The following is an 18,089-nucleotide window of genomic DNA, read 5'->3' on the forward strand; positions in this document are numbered from 1 at the left end:
AAGGTCGAGACCTTCGTGGTCAAGTCCGTGGATGGCACCGAGCACACCGTGACCATCACCATCACAGGCACCAACGATAAGGCGATCATCAGCGGCGATGCTGTGGGTGAAGTGACCGAAGACCTGAACGTCTCGAGCACAGGCCTGCTGAGCGACAGCGGCCAGCTGAAGATCAGCGACGTGGACGGCGCGGATGAAGTGGCGTTCAAGACCGACGCGGCCAGCATCACCGCGAGTCCGGATGCACTGGGCAGCCTGAGCATCACGGCTGACGGCACCTGGACCTACAACGTCGACAACAGCCTGGTGCAGTACCTGGGCAAAGGCGAGACCAAGCAAGAGACCTTCACCGTGCAGAGTGTCGATGGCACACCGCACACGGTGACCATCATCATCACCGGCACCAATGACGCCCCGACGCTGAACATCTCCAACGATGTTGTCGTCTCCGAAGAAGGTCTCCTTGGTGGGCTGAAAGATGAATTGGGTGAAGATGGCCAGAAAGATGCTACTGATGAGATCGTTGCCAAGGGAGTGATTACTGTCGGTGATGTTGACAGCAACAACTTGACAGTTTCACTGGGATGGCCAACCGATGATGGTGATAAACAAGTTTATTCTGGTGGTGTTAAGGTCGAGTGGAGTTGGGATGCTGACAGCAAAACGTTGATTGGCTACGCCGGTAGCAAGGACAACGTTGTTCTTGAGGTTAAGCTGACAGCGCCAGTTGCTAGTAGCAAAGGTTACTGGGGTTATGAAGTGACCCTGAAGCAGCCGTTGGATCATGCTAATACCACCCAGGAAGACACCCTTGATCTCAAGATAAATGTGTCTGTTTCTGATGGGACTCTGTCTGTGACTAAGACTTTGACGATTACTGTCGAAGATGATGCCCCGATTGCCGAGAATGCTGAAGTGGTCTCCGTTGCCAAGACAGACATACCGAATGTATTGACCGGCCTGTTTGATTTGACTCGATACTCGGCAACGACAAACCAGAGAGAGCTTGATCTGGACGGGTTCAAGATCACTGCCCAAGGGTTCAAGTCGGCGACCGATTCAACTCTTATTGCTGCAGATGTCAATGCTTCAACGGCTGGGCTTGGTGTTGCCAGTGGTGATAGTCCTTATCACAACCTCGCCAATGAAGTGGATTTCCGTCTCTTTGGGAATGGAAAGTCTGCATCCGAGGAGCTGATCGTCAAGCTCGATCCGGGGACCGTGGCCTATGGCGCCAATATCAAGTTCAGCCAGATGTTTGGTGGCGAGAAGGAGAGTGGTGTCGTGGAGTTTTACCGCGGAGGAGTACTGATCTCCACACTGAAGTTTAGCTCGGATGCGGTAGGTGGAGAGTACAACCAGAACTTCCAGGTGCAGCAGGGCGGTTTTGACACCATGGTGATCAAGGCTACTAACAACGGCAACACCAATACCTCAGATAACAGTGACTTTACCGTCAAGTCTATCGAGTTCCTTGGCTCCTCTACCCCGCAGGCGATTGCCTATGGTTCGGGTACAGTTGCAACGCAATGGGGGGCGGATGGCAAAGGGCATATGGCGCTAGACATCAAGGATACAGACTTTGAGCGTGGTTTATTGACAGCCGCGGGGTCTCGTATCTCCATCAGCAATAGCGGTAGCAATACACTGCTGGGGCATGATGAGAGTAACAAGTTAGTCTTCAAGTTGGAGTTCACCCCTGCTACCGGCAAATGGGAGTTCTTCCAGTATGCCGAGATGCAGCGTCCGGACGATGGCGACATTGACTTTACCTTCATGGCATATGATCGCGATAAAGATGGCTCGCAAGGGAGCTTTGCTGTCAGCCCGCTGGTACGACCGGCGGTGGTAAATGTAGCAAGTGACAGCGAGCTTGAAGGTACCAGTCTGCAACATGTGGTGACCCTGAGCGGTGCGACCAATGTGGTGACCCAGTACAGCTTCTCCATTGCCGGCACAGGAACGAATGCCGCAACAAACGCTGATTGGGGAAGACCAATATTTAGCCATGGTGTGACTTTGAGCGCCGATGGCAAGAGTGTGAGCGTACCAGCCGGGGTGACCAGCTTCACGGTTACTGTGCCTACAGTGAACGATCGTCTGGTTGAGACTAACGAGACTCTGCTGGTGACAGTGGGCGACAAGAATGGAACCGGTACCATCATCGACAACGATCGTACGCCGGTGACCACGGGTGGCTACAGTGCCGGCAAGGAAGACACGCCGCTGGTGCTGAAGTGGGCTCAGTTTGGTGCCAGCGATGATCAGGCCGCCTCTGACCTGAGCGTGCTGATCAACACCCTGCCGTTGAGCGGTAAGCTGGAGTACCTCAACGCAGCCAGTCAGTGGACTGCTGTGAAGGTGGGGGATCTTATTTCCTACGCCGAGATCGATAGCGGCCACCTCCGCTTCGTACCTGATCTCAATGAGTCGAGTGCTAATGCCAGTAATGGCAATGGCATCGTGACCGGCAACTTGCAGGGTGATTACGCCAGCGTTGGTTACCAGATCAGCGATGGTGCCAACTTGAGCAACAGTGGCAAGCTGGTGATCGATATTGATGCGGTGGCAGATAGACCCATGGTCAACGTCAGTCTGATGGGTAACGGTATTTCCGCTTATCCAGATTTTCCCACTCTGGCAATTACGACAAGTCAGTTCCAAGCCGGTGCCTTTAACAAGGAAACGCTGTCTATTGCCAACTCGCAAAGTGATAAATCTACCCAGCAGGAAAGTCTCAATGGTGGTGCAGGCAATGACTACATTGTCAGTTCCCATGGCGGTGGAGATATGTTGTATGGCAAGGGGGGAAATGACGTTCTGGTTGGCAATAACTCGGTGCAGGGTGACTCTTTGTATGGAGAGGATGGCAACGATGTATTGGTGTCTGGTTTGGGCAATGATGGTCTTTATGGCGGCGCAGGTAGTGATATTGCTGTGTTGACAGGTAATCGTGCTGACTACGCAATCCAGAAAGGGAGTGGTTACTCGGTTAATGATCGTTGGTTCAATTTTTATGTGAAGGAGAATGGCGTTGGTGTGACCAAGGCACTTCACGACATTGAGTATGTCCAGTTTGCTGATGGTATCTACCAGGTCAATCAAGGCACAGGTGAATTGACCTTGGTACAACCCACAGTTGTTGATTACCCCATAGAGGTGAATGCTTCCCTGAGTGATCGCGATGGCAGTGAAGTGCTCGATAGCATAGTGCTGAGCAATATGCCACAAGGTTCGCAGCTGTACAGCGGTAGCCAACTGTTAGGCACAGCTGATGTCGATGGCAAAATTACTCTAACGGCTGGCAGCAGCCTGTGGAGAAGTAATGAGTTGGATGTGAAATTGACAGGATTAAGTCTGCGTGTTCCTGGTGTTCAAGCTGGTAATCTTGACCTCAAGGTTGAAGCCACTGCCAAGGAGGTTGTAACAGATAACACAAATACTGCATCGGATCAGGATTCTATCCGCCTGAGCTACTTCAACGCCACTGAAGGGGAGCCGGGCGATCAAAACCGCACCTATGGCAGCGAGCACAATGTCGTGGTCGGGGATCTGGATGGCAGCGTGGTGCTGCCGGGCCAGAACTACAACATCGCCTTTATGGTCGACAGCTCGGGCAGTATCGGCACCAGCGCCATGAACACCATCAAGAGCCAGTTGGCGCTGGTCTTTAATAGTCTCAAGACCAGCGCTGGCACCGATGGGGCCGGCAAGGTGAATATCTTCCTGGTGGACTTCGACACCCTGGCCAACAAGTCGGTCAGCGTGAACCTGAAAGACAGTAATGCCCTTAGCCAGTTGCAGGCGATTCTCGACAGCATGGATGGCAGCTCGAACAACGGCGGCGGTACCAACTACGAAGACGTGTTCAAGACCACGGCCAACTGGTTCAACGGTTCGACCGCTCAGAGCAACACCAATGCCAAGAACCTGACCTACTTCATCACTGATGGTAAGCCGACTTACTATCTGGGCAGTGAAGGTAGCAACCCACTGATTGATGACTATCCGAATGATTCTCGTGATGTCTATCTCAATCAGCTGTTGCAGAACGGCTATGTTCCTGGTCAAGTTTACAAGAGCAGTGGATATACCATTATCGATGCTCAGGGTGTGGTTTATAAAGTTGATACAAAGGGTGATTCCTCCAAGATTGGCTACATGCGTCCTGATGGTCTGGGTGGTTACACCTATTCCACTTTGGCAGGTAACGGACAGGACTCCACGTCTACAACCATCAGTAATGCGGTGGCAGGTTTTGCCTTGCTGACCGGCATGGGCGTGAAGGTGGAGGCGATCGGCTTGGGATCCAACATCTCCTACAACGATCTCAAGTCCTATGACTCTGACGGTGTGATCATGACGGGCGTCAATGCCAACGATCTGGCCGGCGCCATTCTGGGAACCTCCATCAACAACAAGCCGGGAAGCGACCGGATCGATGGTGGTGCCGGTGACGACATTCTGTTCGGGGATGCCATCCATTTTGCCGGCATCAACGGTGAAGGCTACGCGGCCATCAAGCAGTATGTAGCCGGCAAGCTGAGCGCAGGCTCGGTGACCGTTGCTCAGGTCCATGACTACATCACGGACCATGCCAGCGAGTTTGATCAGTCCTCCACCAATGACAAGGCGGATGTGCTGATTGGAGGGGAGGGCAACGATATCCTGTTTGGTCAGGGTGGTAACGACATTCTCGATGGTGGTGCCGGCAACGATATACTGTTCGGCGGTGCCGGTGACGACATGCTGCTCGGTGGTCTAGGCGATGACCAGCTCTATGGTGGTAGCGGCAACGATACCCTGTATGGTGGCGCCGGCAACGACACCCTGAGCGGCGGTCTGGGCAACGACATTCTGGTCGGCGGGCTTGGCAATGACATCCTCAAGGGAGATGGTGGTGCCGATACCTTCACCTGGCTGCAGGGCGATACCACTGCGGGTAGCGTTGCTAAGGACTACGTGGTCGACTTCTCCAAGGCGGAAGGTGACAAGCTGGATCTGAGCGATTTGCTGGATCACGATGGTTCTCACAGTACGACCGATCTGAAGAGTCTGCTCTCGGTGTTCCAGGACAATGAAGGGGTGCACCTGCAGGTCAAGGAGAGCAGTACTGCGCCGGTGACTCAGGAGATTGTGCTGATGAACCATACCTTCGACAGTCTGACGGGCGGTTCTGGCACCACGGCCAATCAGGTGATCGATTACATGTTGACCAACAACATGCTCGATATCGACAAGTAAGCCCAACTCGGGACAATAAAAAAGCGGCAGAGTAATCTGCCGCTTTTTTTATCTTTGCAGGGAAGCGAAATCAGTTGCCGAGGGTGGCGAACAGGCTCTGCTCCAGGGTGCCGCGGGAGACACAGACCGGCTTGATGGACGGGGCCGGTACGCGCTCGCCTGAGGATTCAACGAAGAACAGCTCGGTGTTGCCCTTGACGTTGACGGTGGCCACGCTGCTGTTACCGCTCTGGGTGATGATCAGGTTGATCTGCAGATTCGGGTTGCCCAGTGCAACTTTGGAACCCATGGTACCGCAGTCCAGCCACTCCAGCCCGTCGGCTGACTGGTTGACGTTGGCGGTCATCAGGCCGGAGCCACGCTGGCTGTTTTCGATGGTGAGGCCGTGATCGGTGAACCACTTCTCGGCGCGAGCCCACACCAGATCCACCGGGATCGCCATCTCCTGAGTATTGTTGGTTGCCTTGGCAATTGGCGGGTTGTAGCGATACTCCTCACCGCCGTTATTGTCACCAGCACAACCAACCAGCAGCAGCGCCAATGCGCTCCCCATAATCTTTTTCATCTTGTTTCTCTCGTCCATATCACCAGGCCATTGGCCAACCGGCGCCTATTATCGCCGGAGCGACAATCTCTGTCAGCAACCATCCAGCGTTCGATGTTATGGGGAGGTGATCGGGGTGCTTTACAAAATTGGTTTGCTATCATAGATTTGCTCGAAATTCCTCCATAAGCACCCCTGTGACCAACATGCTCACCCCGGATCTGCTGCAGCAGATCATCGACCAATTGCCAATGAGTATCTTCTGTCGAGATAGTCATGGGCGTTACCTGTTCGCCAATCGTGAGTTCGCCCGTGAAGCCAAGCTGGAGTCGCCTGCCGAGGTAGTCGGCAAGACAGATGCAGATATGCCCTGGGGCGATCTCTTTCGCAGTGAGGATGAGCAGCTGCTTGCCGGAGGCGTGCCGATGCTGTATCAGCAGCTTCATTGCAACCGGGGCGGGAATACCTGCTGGATGGAGGTGCACAAGGTGCCTCTTTACACTCCGCAGGGGGAAGCTTGCGCAGTGTTCGGGGTGGTTAACGAGATTGCCCAGCGCAAGAGCCTGGAACAGACGGTCAAAAAGCAGCAGTTGTTGCAGCGTTTTCTGCTCGATGCCATTCCTGACTTGATCCGTTTCGATGATCATAACGGGGTATTGCTGGAGTGCAATCAGGCGTTTCTTGACTTTATCGGCCAGGGGGCGGATGAGGTGCTGGGTCAGCAACTGCCGTTCCGGTTGGCGGCGCCGCAGGGGATGGGTCATGGCGAGTGCTGTCTGTTGGATGCCAGCGGGCAGGGGCGACACATGGAGATCACCCGGGTCGATGTCCCCGATGGTGACGGCCACTCCCTCGGGATCCTGACGCTGGGGCGTGACATCACAGGCCTGCGCACCACTCAGGCGCAGTTGCAGCAGGAGCAGCACTACGACAGTCTGACCGGGCTGCTCAAACTCTCCCGGTTCTTGCAGACCAGCCGCCATCTTGGGGGACGCAGTGCCACATTGGTGCTGGTCGATCTGCACCATTTTCGTGAGATCAACGATCGCTTCGGGATCCGGATTGCCGACCGCTTGCTGAGCCAGGTGGCCAAGCGGTTGCAGCAGCTGGTACCGCCGCGTTCCCTGCTCTGTCGGGTCGCTGCCGATGACTTCAGCCTGTTGTTGCCCGACTTCAACGAGCCATTGCAGGGGTGGAGCCAGCATCTGCAGCAGCAGTTGATGGAGCACTATCAGGTGGAAGATCACCGCATCCAGATCCCGGTGTTTCTCGGGCTGGCCCAGGGGCGGGCAAGCGATGCCGAGCGGTTGCTCAGTCATGCCGAGGCTGCGCTGGCGCAGGGCAAACGGCAGCAGCAGTACTGCACCCTGTTTGATCCCGAGCTGCATGCCCGGCTCAAGCGGCGTCAGTTGATCGCCGCCCAGTTGCCGCTCGCCATCAAGTCCGCCCAGCTGGTTGCCGTCTATCAGCCCATCATCTGTACCCGCACCCACCGGCTGCATGGCGCCGAGCTGCTCTGTCGCTGGCCCCATCCCGAGCTTGGGATGATCTCCCCCGACGAATTCATTCCGTTGGCGGAAGAGATGGGGATCATCGGTCAACTGGGCCAGCTGATGCTGGAGCAGGGCTGTGCCCAGCTGGCTCAGTGGCAAACTGCGCAGCCGGATATGGTGCTCTCCATCAACCTCTCGCCGCTGCAGTTCCGTGATCCGGCGCTCTGTGAGCGGGTCTCAGCCTGCATCGCTCGCCATGGTCTCAAGGCCAGTCAACTGGAGCTGGAGATCACTGAAGGGGTACTGATGGAGAATGCCGACGAGATTGAGACCAACCTCGACAACCTGATCGCCGCCGGTTTTCAGCTGGCCATCGACGACTTCGGTACCGGTTACTGCTCGCTGGCCTATCTGCCGCGTTTGCAGGTGGCGACCCTCAAGCTGGATCGCAGCTTCACTCAGGGGTTGGCTAGTAATAGCGCGACCACCGCTATCGTGCGTTCGGTTATCGGGTTGGGTCATGAGCTGGGGATCCGGATCACCGCCGAAGGGGTGGAAACACCCGAGCAGCAGCTGTGGCTGACCGAGGCGGGGTGTGATCGGCTACAGGGCTATCTGTTCAGTCGCCCCCTGCCGCCGGCGGAGTTTGCTGCCAGCTATCTGGCGTGAGAGATCGTCAGAAACAACAAGGCCACCGCAAGGTGGCCTTGTTGTTTTACGATGAAGGCAGGATCAATCCTGGAAGTAGGTGCCCCAACCATCGTAATCCACCCCATATTTTTCCAGGATGGGCAGCATCTTGGCGATATCGGCGACGATCGCTTCGACATTCAGCTTGCACTCGATGGTGGCATCGAAGCAGAAGATGGTGGCGCCGTCATCCAGTTCCATCTCTTCGGCATCGGTCACTTCAAAACCGGCCTTGAACAGGTCAACCGCTGCTTTTTCCAGACGGTCGAAATCCTGGCAGGCGAAGTGGTGCTCGATGTCGTAATCCGCATCGGGATTGCTGCCATCGGCCAGCAGTTCGTTGACGATCTCGGTGGTCTCATCACGCCACTCTTGCATATTCAGACTCATGTTGCCTCCAGGCGGTATCATTGCGGCAAAGCATACTCGCAGAGTGGATTCGGCTCAATGCGGCGGACCCACTGAACCTCGAATTTCCATCATATTGGCGCAGCCTGCAGGGTGTTCAGAGGCCAGCAAGTACGGCAAACAGGACTGAAATGGATAATAAATGGCCGCTTCGTTCGGTTGTTGAGCGAACGCGCTTTTTATCGTGCCATCATGGTTGACACTCTGCGCTGGAAAGGGTTTAATGCGCGCCGTTGCCCAGATAGCTCAGTCGGTAGAGCAGGGGATTGAAAATCCCCGTGTCGGCGGTTCGATTCCGTCTCTGGGCACCAATTACAATTCCTCCTTAGTTCAGTCGGTAGAACGGCGGACTGTTAATCCGTATGTCACTGGTTCAAGTCCAGTAGGAGGAGCCAAATTCGAAAAGCCCGCTCAATCGAGCGGGCTTTTTCATTTCTAGTTGCTGTTGCATGCGGCCAAAAAGAGCGTCGCGCCACAGGTGGCACTGAACAGCAGCATTCCGGTCTGCAACATGCTGCCAGGGCATGGCTTCTTCTCTCTTTTTCTGGCCCTGATCCACTTCGGTTTCATCACATTCCCTTATCCATTTTGTCGGCCTGAATGGCTGCACTCCTGTGCAGGCGAGCCATCTTTGTTGAATGGCGCCATGGCGTCAATCTCCCCTGCAAAACAATTAATTCAGCACTGTTGAAGAGCTGCTGGTCGGGTGATGTTTCGACCTTTAATCCATTGTTAACATTTTGGAAAACCGGAGTGACCCTGTGGCTGGGCGGGGCTATGATGGGGTCAATAATGTTCCCATCCTGACGGAGAGATCCCAGATGAACAGCCCTTTGAGCTATGTACTGGACGGCATTCATTGCGAGCCGCACTTTTTTACCGTTCCCCTCGATCATGATGAGCCGGATGGTGACAGCATTACCCTGTTTGCCCGCACCCTCTGCCGTAAAGACAAGCTCGATGAGAAGTTGCCTTGGCTGCTGTTTCTGCAAGGTGGGCCGGGATTCGGGGCGCCGCGTCCGACGGCCAACAGTGGCTGGCTCAAGCGGGCGTTGCAGGAGTTCCGAGTGCTGCTGCTGGATCAGCGTGGCACCGGGATGTCGAGCCCCATTCACGGGCATAGTCTGGCCAAAATGACCCCGGCTGAGCAGGCGGAGTATCTCGGCCATTTTCGCGCCGACAGCATAGTGCAAGATGCCGAGTTCATCCGGCAGGAGCTCAGCCCCAAGCATCGCTGGAGCCTGCTTGGTCAGAGCTTTGGCGGTTTTTGCTGCCTGACCTATCTCTCGCTCTTCCCCGATAGCCTGCGGGAGGTCTATATCACCGGCGGCATCGCGCCGATTGGCCGCAGCGCCGAGGAGGTTTACCGCGCCACCTATCAGCGGGTGGCTGACAAGAACCGAGCCTTCTTCGCCCGCTTCCCCCACGCTCAGGGGATTGCCAACCGGTTGGCCAACCATCTGCACCAGCACGATGTGCGACTGCCCAACGGCCAGCGCCTTACGGTGGAGCAGTTCCAGCAGCAAGGGCTGGATCTCGGCGCTACGGGTGCCTTTGAGGAACTTTATTACCTGCTGGAAGAGGCCTTTATCGGCGACAAGCTGAGCCCGGCCTTTCTCTATCAGGTGCAGAGCATGCAGCCATTCAATACCAACCCGCTGTTTGCCATCCTGCACGAGGCTATCTACGCCGAAGGGGAGGCGACTCGCTGGGCGGCAGATCGGGTCAGAGGGGAGTTTCCTGCGGTGAACTGGGCGCCCGGCAAGGATTTCGCCTTCACCGGCGAGATGGTTTACCCCTGGATGTTCGAGCAGTTCCGCGAGTTGCTGCCCCTGAAAGAGGCGGCCCATCTGCTGGCCAACAAGGCGGACTGGGGGGCGCTCTATGACCCGGCCCAGCTGGCCCGCAACCAGGTGCCGGTAGCCTGCGCCGTCTATGCCGAGGATATGTATGTGGAGTTTGACTACAGTCGCGAAACTCTGCGTGGTCTTGGCAACAGTCGCGCCTGGATCACCAATGAATATGAGCACAACGGTTTGCGTGCCGATGGTGAGGCGATTCTTGATCGTCTGATCGCGTTGAATCGCGACCGTTAATTGCCGTTATCGGCAACCATCGCGGGAGCTCGGATTCCCGCGATGGTTGTGATGGATGGTTGTTATGAAAGCGTGACTCCCTGAACCTTGCCCCGTATCCGCCAGAGGATGAGTGGATAGCCGGCTGATTAATTTCCCCCTCTTTCACTGTCTCTGTCGATCCCTCACCATATACTTGCCAAACGACTCTGTATTGAGCCGCGGTCAAATCGATTGACCAACCCGTGCTCGTTACCATTAGAAAGTCGCTCTGATGTTCTGTATCCCGCGTATCAGATATGCCATCTCTGCATGCCCCGCAATCCGGGGGAGGGGATGGTCGTGCTTTTCAATCAAGATAAGGATGTATGATGAGAAAGTCTCTGTTGGTCAGCTCCCTGTTGCTGTGCCCTGTCGTGTTTGCTGCCACCCCCCATTGGGAATATAGCGGTGAGGCGGGGCCTGCCCACTGGGCCAAGCTGACCCCTGAGTTTGGTCAGTGTGCGGGCAGCAATCAGTCGCCAGTTGACCTGAACGGATTGGTCGAGGCCAAACTGGCCCCGCTGGTACTCCACTATCAGGCGGGTGGCAATACAGTGGTCAACAACGGTCATACCGTGCAGGTCGGTTATGCCCCGGGTAGCACCTTGCAACTCGATGGCACCACGTTTGAACTCAAGCAGTTCCATTTCCACGCCCCGAGTGAAAACCTCATCGAGGGCACATCCTATCCGCTGGAAGGGCATCTGGTACACGTCAGTGACAAGGGAGAGATCGCCGTGGTGGCGGTGATGTTCGAGGCTGGCAAGGCCAATCCGGCGCTGGCGGCAGCCTGGAGAGCATTACCGGCCAAGGTGGGGGAGACCCAGGCCCTCAAGGCGCCGCTCTCTGCTGAGCAACTGCTGCCCGAAAGCCGTGACTACTACCGCTTCAGCGGTTCCCTCACCACGCCTCCCTGCTCGGAAGGAGTGCGCTGGCTGGTGATGAAGCAGCCAGTCGAGGTCAGTCAGGCCCAGATCGACACCTTCAAGGCGGTGATGCACCACCCCAACAACCGGCCGGTGCAACCGCTCAATGGGCGCGTGGTGCTGCAATAACACAGCGTTGCAATAGCGCTTCAGATAGCAAAAACAACAAGAGGGCCGCGAGGCCCTCTTTTACATGGCGAGGTATCGGCGAGCGATCAGAGGCTGGCGGCGATCCGGGCGCCAAGTGCCGCGTTGTTCAGTACCAGCTGGATGTTGGCCGCCAGCGAGTTGCCGCCAGTCAGCTCGCAGACACGGGCCAGCAGGAAGGGAGTCGAAGCCTTGCCCTTGATCCCCTGCTCGTCCGCTTCATGGAGCGCCTGGGCAATGGCTGCGTCGATATCGGCTTTTGGCATGGCGTGTGCGCTCGGGATGGGGTTGGCCACCACGGCACCGCCCGCCAGTCCCAGCTCCCACTTGAGGCGCAGCGCTTCGGCGATGGCTGCCGGGGTATCGAGGCGATAATCGACCTTGAAGCCGCTCTCGCGGGTGTAGAAGGCGGGCAGCTCCTCGGTTTGATAGCCGATCACCGGCACGCCCTGGGTCTCCAGATACTCCAGGGTCAGCCCGATATCGAGGATCGACTTGGCACCGGCACAGACTACGGCTACCGGCGTTTGCGCCAGCTCCTGCAGATCGGCGGAGATATCGAAGGTCTCCTGCGCGCCGCGATGTACCCCGCCAATGCCACCGGTGGCAAAGACCCGGATCCCCGCCATGGCGGCGATGATCATGGTGGAGGCGACCGTGGTGGCCCCCATCCCCTTGCGCGCCAGCACGAACGGAATGTCGCGGCGGCTGCACTTGGTCACGTCGTGGCCAGCCCGGCCCAGTGCTTCCAGCGCACCGGCATCGAGACCCACTTTGAGGCGGCCGTCTAGAATGGCGATGGTCGCCGGAATGGCGCCGTTATCGCGCACCACCTGTTCAACCTGACGGGCCGTCTCCACGTTCTGTGGATAGGGCATGCCGTGGGAGATGATGGTGGATTCGAGGGCGACCACCGGTTTGCCGGCGGCCAGCGCGGCAGCCACTTCCGGTTGGATATCGAGGTAAGCGTTCAGCATGAGTACTCCTCCAGTATGCGGTCAACGGCGGTCTTGCTCAGACCGGAAAAAACGGTATCGGAACAATTGACGGTGAGGGCGGCGCAGCCCAGGGCAAAGCGGGTGGTTTGGGCTATGTCGAGCTCTTGCAGCCAGGCGTGGGCGAGGCCAGCCATAAAGGCATCCCCGCCGCCGGTGACGTTGAGCACCGGACTGCCCAGCACCGGCAGGTGGCCCTGCTGCTCGCCATCGCTGTAGAAGATCCCCTGTTCACCCAGACTGAGGAACAGCCGCTTGACCCCGGCGCGGTGGAACCAAGCGGCAACCATTGGCCAAGTTTCGGGCCCGGCGATGGTCATGCCGCACAGCTGTTCAGCCTCGCTGCGATTGGGTTTGAGGGTGTGGATTTTGCCGAGCCAGGGGCGGATCTTCTCCACCTTGGCCACCGAAACGGTATCGACAAAGATGGCGTGCTCACCTTGCCGCTCGAACAGCCAGTCGAGGGTATGGATGGCCAGATTGGTATCGAGCACCCAGAGCCGGGCACCGCCGAGAAAGCCACCGAGTGGGCTCAGGCGGGCAGGAGTGAGCTGCTCGATAATAGCCATGTCATTGATGGCGCAGCTCATTTCGCCGCTGCCATCATGCAGGCTGAGATAACAGGAGGTGGTGTGGCCATCGAGCACCAGAGTCTGGCGCACATCGACGCCAGCCCGCTGGCTCACTTCCAATAGATGGTGGCCATACTGGTCGTTGCCGACTGCAGTCAGCAGTCGGGTATCACTGCCGAGCCGCGCCAGATTCTCGGCGATATTGCGGCCGACACCGCCCGCCGAGGTGCGCACCTTGCCCGGGTTGGAGTCGCCGAGCAGCAGGTTGTCGTGGCTGGTGCCGCAAATATCCATATTGGCACCGCCGATCACCACTACGTAGGGGCCCTCCCGCAGTACATAACCTCTGCCTTGCACATATCCCTGCCGGATCAGGCTGGAGATGTGGCTGGCCAGCGCGGAGCGGCTGATGCCAAGGCGATCGGCCAGCTCCTGCTGGGCAATCATGGGATCCTGACGCAGCAGGGCGAGGATCTCTTGTTCACGCTCAGTCATAGACAAACATCCATTTACAAACGTTTGTCCATTATTGCTGGTAAACGTTTGCTGGCTATCGGCTTGTACAAAATTTGTCGGTTTGCGCACAAAAAATCGACATTCAAAGCTGGGTTAGCAAGCGGTTGAGCCGGGGATGGGACTTTTAACGGGTCGGTGGCCCTGCAACGGCTTATAATGGCCGCCGCAAGATGAGGAGATATGATGGAAAAGAGTGCATTCTGCTGCGTGGGGCTGGTCAATCCCAAGTCTCCGGAAAATGTCGGCTCCGTGATGCGGGCTGCGGGTTGTTATGGGGTGGATGAGGTCTACTACACCGGCAACCGCTTCGAGCTGGCGCGCCGCTTTGCCACTGATACCAAGCAGATGGTGGAGAAGATCCCGCTGCTCGGGGTGGATGATCTGATGGCGTTTATCCCGCAGGGATGCGTGCCCGTGGTGGTTGATCTGATCGATGGCGCCACGCCGCTCCCCGACTATGTCCATCCGGAACGCGCTTTTTATATCTTCGGGCCGGAGGATGGTACGCTCGATCCCGCCCTCTATGGCGCGGTGAAAGATGTGGTTTATGTGCCGACCCAGGGCTGCATGAATCTGGCCGCCTCGGTCAATGTGATCCTCTATGACCGCTTGGCGAAGGGGTTCCGGCAACCCTGAGTTGTGGCGTGGCAACGGTGACTCAAACCGCAATGGACAAGGTGTTGCTTATGGGCAGGTTGCTGGCGGTGGTCACTGTTGACGGGGCTGCGGCATCCTTCTCTTTCCCCTATGGTGGGATCAGTTTTCGCCGGCCTTGACCGCCTGCTCCTCGAGAAAGTCGCGGTAGTATTCATAGAGGTGATAATTGCGATATATCTCGGCCAGCGTGCCGCGACGGATCAGATTCACCATCTCCTGATCCCACAGCTGCAGTAGCCGCTCGCCCCGTTCGGTATCGGCAAAAATGGGGTAAGTCGGGATCCAGCGCAAAATGGTGCGGTACATATTGGCCGGGGTCTCATCGGCTGCATGGAGCACGCCAGCGGTCAGGTAATAGCGATAGCGCCCCTTGCCAATCAGCTGCAGGGCCATCTCATGGTTGTCGATCTCGTGCCATCGCATGGTGACCGGAAGATATTTATCCAGCACCCATCCTCGCCGCCAGAGGACGGTCTCTCCCTCCAGGCTGCGCTCTCCCCGCCATTGTGGCTGCCACTGCTTGAGCATGAAGACGGTCACATCATCGGCGGAGGCTGGCTGATGGGGCTGCTTGACCCCCTTGACCTCATCCAGATAGACACTCATCGCCATATCCCCCTCTTGCCTGGCTACCATGGCGACGGCACGTTTGTAGGGCACGATATGGGGCACGATCTGATAGCCGTGGGGTTGGTAGATGGTTAGCACCAGATCGAGATAGATACCGCGGCCATCCGGTTGGCAGAAACCGGGCCAGCCATCGCAATAGACGTGAATATCGGCTGTGCGAGCGTGGGTGATCGCACACAGAGAGCAAAGCAGCAAACAACCGATGCGCAGCATGGTCAGCATTATCCTCGCAGGGGTGAGGAGAGCATTTATCACCTGATTTATACCATGCCATTGATCGCGGCGGGCGGAGAAAACATCCCGCATCTCCATTTTGCGACAGGGTCGAGGGTTATTTGCGGTCGGATCGTTATGATCGAGTAAAGATTCAATAGCACCCCAATCAGTAGAGGAGACTGCATTATGCCATCGATCAAGACTCTGCTCTGTCCAGTCGATTTTTCCCAAATGTCTCGCGCGGTACTCGACTATGCCGTTTTCATGGCACAGAGCCATCAGGCCCAGCTCAAGCTGATCCACGTGGTTGATCAACTGCACGGTTTTGACAGTTACAAGATCCTTCATATGACGGCCATCGAGATAACCCACGAGATGGAGCGTCAGGCCAGAACCCAGCTCAAAGAGCTGGTTGCCACCCTGCCGATCCCGGCCACCTTTGATATTCGCTTTGGCCGCGCCGCCGATGAGATCGTTATTCAGGCCAAGGAGGATGAGGTTGAGCTGATCGTGATGGGCAGCCACGGCCGCTCCGGTATCAGCCATCTGCTGGTAGGCAGTGTCGCCGAGTCTGTGGTGCGTCATGCACCCTGTCCGGTACTGGTGGTGCGCCAATAACGCGCCACGTTTAGTGTGAAAAGCGTAACAAACAAGGCCAGCGATTGCTGGCCTTGCGTTTTCTGGTGTTGTGCCCGCTAGCCGTGAGCGTAGATGACACTCCCCCCCTTGATGGTATCTATGATAGCTCTGGCCTGCTCTTTGGGCAGGGCGGGGCAACCCCAACTGCGGCCCAGCTTGTCATATTTGCGCAAATGGGTTGGGCTGGCATAGGCGGCGCCATGTACTACGATGGCACGTTTGCGGGCATTGCTGTTCTTGCCGGGGCTGAGCCCGTCCAGCCGCAGGGAGTAGCCATGCTTGCCCAGATAGGTTTCTGCGGTGCGATAGACGCCAAGGGAACTTTGGCGGGAGTTGAGCTGGTTGGAAAAGCGTTTTGCGGCCAGTTCACCTGAGTTGCGGCCATGACTGACCCAGGTGTGATAGAGCAGCTTGTGGCGTTTCATATCGATGACAAACAGCCTGCGCTGGGTGGATGGCTTGCTGTAATCGATGATGGTGAGAATGGGTTTGCGTTTGTGGCGCACGGTTTGATAACTGTTGAGGGCCTGACGAAAGGTCTGTTTATCCAGCTTGCCGGCCAGACCCAGTTGACGATAGAGGCTCTGATCCCAGCTGGCGTCTGCCGTACTGCTCCAGATGAGCGATATCAACAGCAGTGGCAACAGCAGCCATCCGCGTTGCCAGTCTATGTTCCCGCGCGCTTGTCTCATCCGTGAATATCTCCTTGTCACTCCCTGTCAACGACGCGGATATTGCCATCAATCCGCTCGATAGTTATATGCAAGGTGCTGAAAAGGCGCAATAAAAAACCGGCCGCAGAGCGGCCGGAAGTAATTCAAACAGTAGACATTGGTATCACAGGGTATAACTGACTTCCAATTACTTAGAAGTTGTACTGCAGGGCAACCGCGACTACGTCATCGGTGTTCTTGCCCAGAGAGTTGGTGGACTTGCCATCTACGGAGTCCAGCAGGTTCAGCTTGTAATCAACGTAGGCGTTGAAGTTCTCGGTGAAGTTGTACCAGGCACCGATAGATACGTACTCGGTGTAGGTATCATCGATACCACGAGCGGAGTCTTTCACGTCAGTGCGCAGGTAGGCCAGAGAAGGCTTGAACTTGCCGATGGTGTACTGGGCAACGGCTTCGTAGCCATCCATCTTCTCGGCGTAACCGTTGTTGACGAACAGGTGGTCTTCACCGTGGGAGTAGGTTGCAGCCAGGTAGAGGTCGCCAGTTGCATATTTGGCGCCGAAGCCCATCAGCTTGGCATCCTTGTCGCCACCGAAGGCGGCGTAGCGAGCTTGCTCGTCAGTCTTGCCAGCCTGGTTATAGGCAGCACCCAGGCTCAGGCCCATATCGAAATCGTAGTTGGCAGATACTGCGAAGCCTTCAGCAGAACCTTTGCTATTCCAGCTTTCGCCGTTGTAGGTGTTGCCGTTGAAAGATTCAGTGATTGCACTGCGACCGGCGTTTTGCGGATCGTTGTTACCGGTGAACTGGGCACCCAGAGTCAGACCCTGATAGGTGTAGATGTACTGGGCCAGACCGTTGGTACGGCCGGTGCCGAATACTTCGGTATCTTTGCCCAGGCCGTCACCGCCCCACTCAGGCAGAACGTCGGTATAGTTGTTGACGGCCTTGGTGAACAGGCCATCCTGACGACCATAGCTGAAGGCGCCGAAACGGTCGTGCTTGATGCCGGCATAGGCATAACGCAGCTCGTCGTTGTCAGAACCGGAAGTCGGCAGGTTGTACTCGGCAAAGCCGAACGCCTTCATCTCGGGAGCAATCTTGGTCTCGCCAGCAACGTGCAGACGGAAGTAGCTCTGGTCACCTTCGGAACCGTTGTCGTCAGTACCGTAGTAAGCACCTTGTGCACGGCCGCCGATTTCCAGCTTGGTATCGTTCTGGTTGTAAACGGTAGCAGCATGGGCGCCGCTCGCCAGCAGCAGGCTGGAGATGGCAATAGTCAGTGCAGACTTCTTCATATGCGTTATTCCTCTGATGTAAACACTTCCGAACTTGTTGTCGGTTCTGTGAAATCGGAAATAGTCCGATAGCCACACGGTAGGCGTCCCAACCTTGACTGGGCCTGAATCCATCGTTGTTTAATTGAGGTGACGAGGTCGTTATCAAGTCTGGGTGTGACGGTTTTTGACAAGATAAAAAGAGATTAAATTCAATGAATTATTTTCTAGTGACTTTTTTGACATCAAGGCAGTTCTGAGCAACAAGGTCGATGGCTCAAGTTGTGAGCTAGATCACGCAGGGGAGAATGGGGCGGTGCGGGAAAAACCGGGCGGGAGCCTTG

At 56.6% G+C, this 18,089-nt stretch carries 13 protein-coding genes and 2 tRNA genes; 8 read left to right on the top strand and 7 right to left on the bottom strand.

Annotated features, from left to right (window positions below; translation table 11 throughout):
• Positions 1–5,244 (top strand): VCBS domain-containing protein (locus OKC42_RS16645; RefSeq protein ID WP_270820281.1); only part of this gene is annotated, 5,244 nt, incomplete at its 5' end.
• A 70-nt stretch (positions 5,245–5,314) separates the two neighbouring features.
• On the opposite strand, the gene OKC42_RS16650 is transcribed toward OKC42_RS16645, so the two are convergent.
• Complete coding sequence (locus OKC42_RS16650; RefSeq protein ID WP_005335330.1) at positions 5,315–5,809, bottom strand: hypothetical protein; 495 nt, start codon at positions 5,807–5,809, stop codon at positions 5,315–5,317.
• A gap of 185 nt (positions 5,810–5,994) precedes the next feature.
• Between OKC42_RS16650 and OKC42_RS16655 the strand changes: the two genes are divergently transcribed.
• Positions 5,995–7,950, top strand: coding sequence for a sensor domain-containing protein (locus tag OKC42_RS16655; RefSeq protein WP_005335328.1), 1,956 nt, complete (start codon positions 5,995–5,997; stop codon positions 7,948–7,950).
• Between the two features lie 63 nt (positions 7,951–8,013).
• Here the strand turns inward: OKC42_RS16655 and rraB are convergent, their stop codons facing one another.
• Positions 8,014–8,349: a ribonuclease E inhibitor RraB gene (rraB, locus tag OKC42_RS16660; RefSeq protein ID WP_026034893.1), complete on the bottom strand. Its 336-nt coding sequence runs from the start codon at positions 8,347–8,349 to the stop codon at positions 8,014–8,016.
• Between the two features lie 265 nt (positions 8,350–8,614).
• On the opposite strand from rraB, the gene OKC42_RS16665 reads away from it, so the two are divergent.
• The 4 genes from OKC42_RS16665 to OKC42_RS16680 all read left to right on the top strand — a co-directional run bounded on the left by OKC42_RS16665 (position 8,615) and on the right by OKC42_RS16680 (position 11,551).
• A tRNA-Phe gene (locus OKC42_RS16665) sits at positions 8,615–8,690 on the top strand.
• Between the two features lie 8 nt (positions 8,691–8,698).
• Positions 8,699–8,774 (top strand) — tRNA-Asn (locus tag OKC42_RS16670).
• 426 nt (positions 8,775–9,200) lie between these two features.
• Positions 9,201–10,475, top strand: a complete 1,275-nt coding sequence (locus tag OKC42_RS16675; protein WP_267512142.1) for an alpha/beta fold hydrolase — start codon at positions 9,201–9,203, stop codon at positions 10,473–10,475.
• 350 nt (positions 10,476–10,825) lie between these two features.
• A complete protein-coding gene (locus OKC42_RS16680; protein WP_267512233.1) occupies positions 10,826–11,551 on the top strand; it encodes a carbonic anhydrase in 726 nt (241 codons plus the stop codon).
• Positions 11,552–11,637: 86 nt separating this feature from the next.
• Here the strand turns inward: OKC42_RS16680 and OKC42_RS16685 are convergent, their stop codons facing one another.
• A complete protein-coding gene (locus tag OKC42_RS16685) occupies positions 11,638–12,546 on the bottom strand; it encodes a pseudouridine-5'-phosphate glycosidase (protein WP_267512143.1) in 909 nt (302 codons plus the stop codon).
• Positions 12,540–13,631, bottom strand: a complete 1,092-nt coding sequence (locus tag OKC42_RS16690; protein WP_267512144.1) for a PfkB family carbohydrate kinase — start codon at positions 13,629–13,631, stop codon at positions 12,540–12,542. The genes OKC42_RS16685 and OKC42_RS16690 overlap by 7 nt, the downstream gene beginning before the upstream one ends.
• Positions 13,632–13,835: 204 nt before the next feature.
• Between OKC42_RS16690 and OKC42_RS16695 the strand changes: the two genes are divergently transcribed.
• Complete coding sequence (locus OKC42_RS16695) at positions 13,836–14,288, top strand: RNA methyltransferase (RefSeq protein ID WP_005335311.1); 453 nt, start codon at positions 13,836–13,838, stop codon at positions 14,286–14,288.
• Between the two features lie 120 nt (positions 14,289–14,408).
• Here OKC42_RS16695 and OKC42_RS16700 read toward each other — a convergent pair whose 3' ends face one another.
• Positions 14,409–15,152: a hypothetical protein gene (locus OKC42_RS16700; RefSeq protein ID WP_270820301.1), complete on the bottom strand. Its 744-nt coding sequence runs from the start codon at positions 15,150–15,152 to the stop codon at positions 14,409–14,411.
• 189 nt (positions 15,153–15,341) lie between these two features.
• On the opposite strand from OKC42_RS16700, the gene OKC42_RS16705 reads away from it, so the two are divergent.
• A complete protein-coding gene (locus OKC42_RS16705) occupies positions 15,342–15,773 on the top strand; it encodes a universal stress protein (RefSeq protein WP_005335309.1) in 432 nt (143 codons plus the stop codon).
• Positions 15,774–15,850: 77 nt separating this feature from the next.
• Here the strand turns inward: OKC42_RS16705 and OKC42_RS16710 are convergent, their stop codons facing one another.
• Together OKC42_RS16710 and OKC42_RS16715 are read right to left on the bottom strand one after the other, a co-directional pair.
• A complete protein-coding gene (locus OKC42_RS16710) occupies positions 15,851–16,486 on the bottom strand; it encodes a murein L,D-transpeptidase catalytic domain family protein (protein ID WP_088868584.1) in 636 nt (211 codons plus the stop codon).
• A 173-nt stretch (positions 16,487–16,659) separates the two neighbouring features.
• Complete coding sequence (locus tag OKC42_RS16715; RefSeq protein ID WP_043820833.1) at positions 16,660–17,766, bottom strand: porin; 1,107 nt, start codon at positions 17,764–17,766, stop codon at positions 16,660–16,662.
• Between the last annotated feature and the right edge of the window lie 323 nt (positions 17,767–18,089).

The sequence above is a fragment of the Aeromonas sp. Y311-2 genome, assembly GCF_027706025.1.
Classification (GTDB): Bacteria; Pseudomonadota; Gammaproteobacteria; order Enterobacterales; family Aeromonadaceae; genus Aeromonas; species Aeromonas veronii.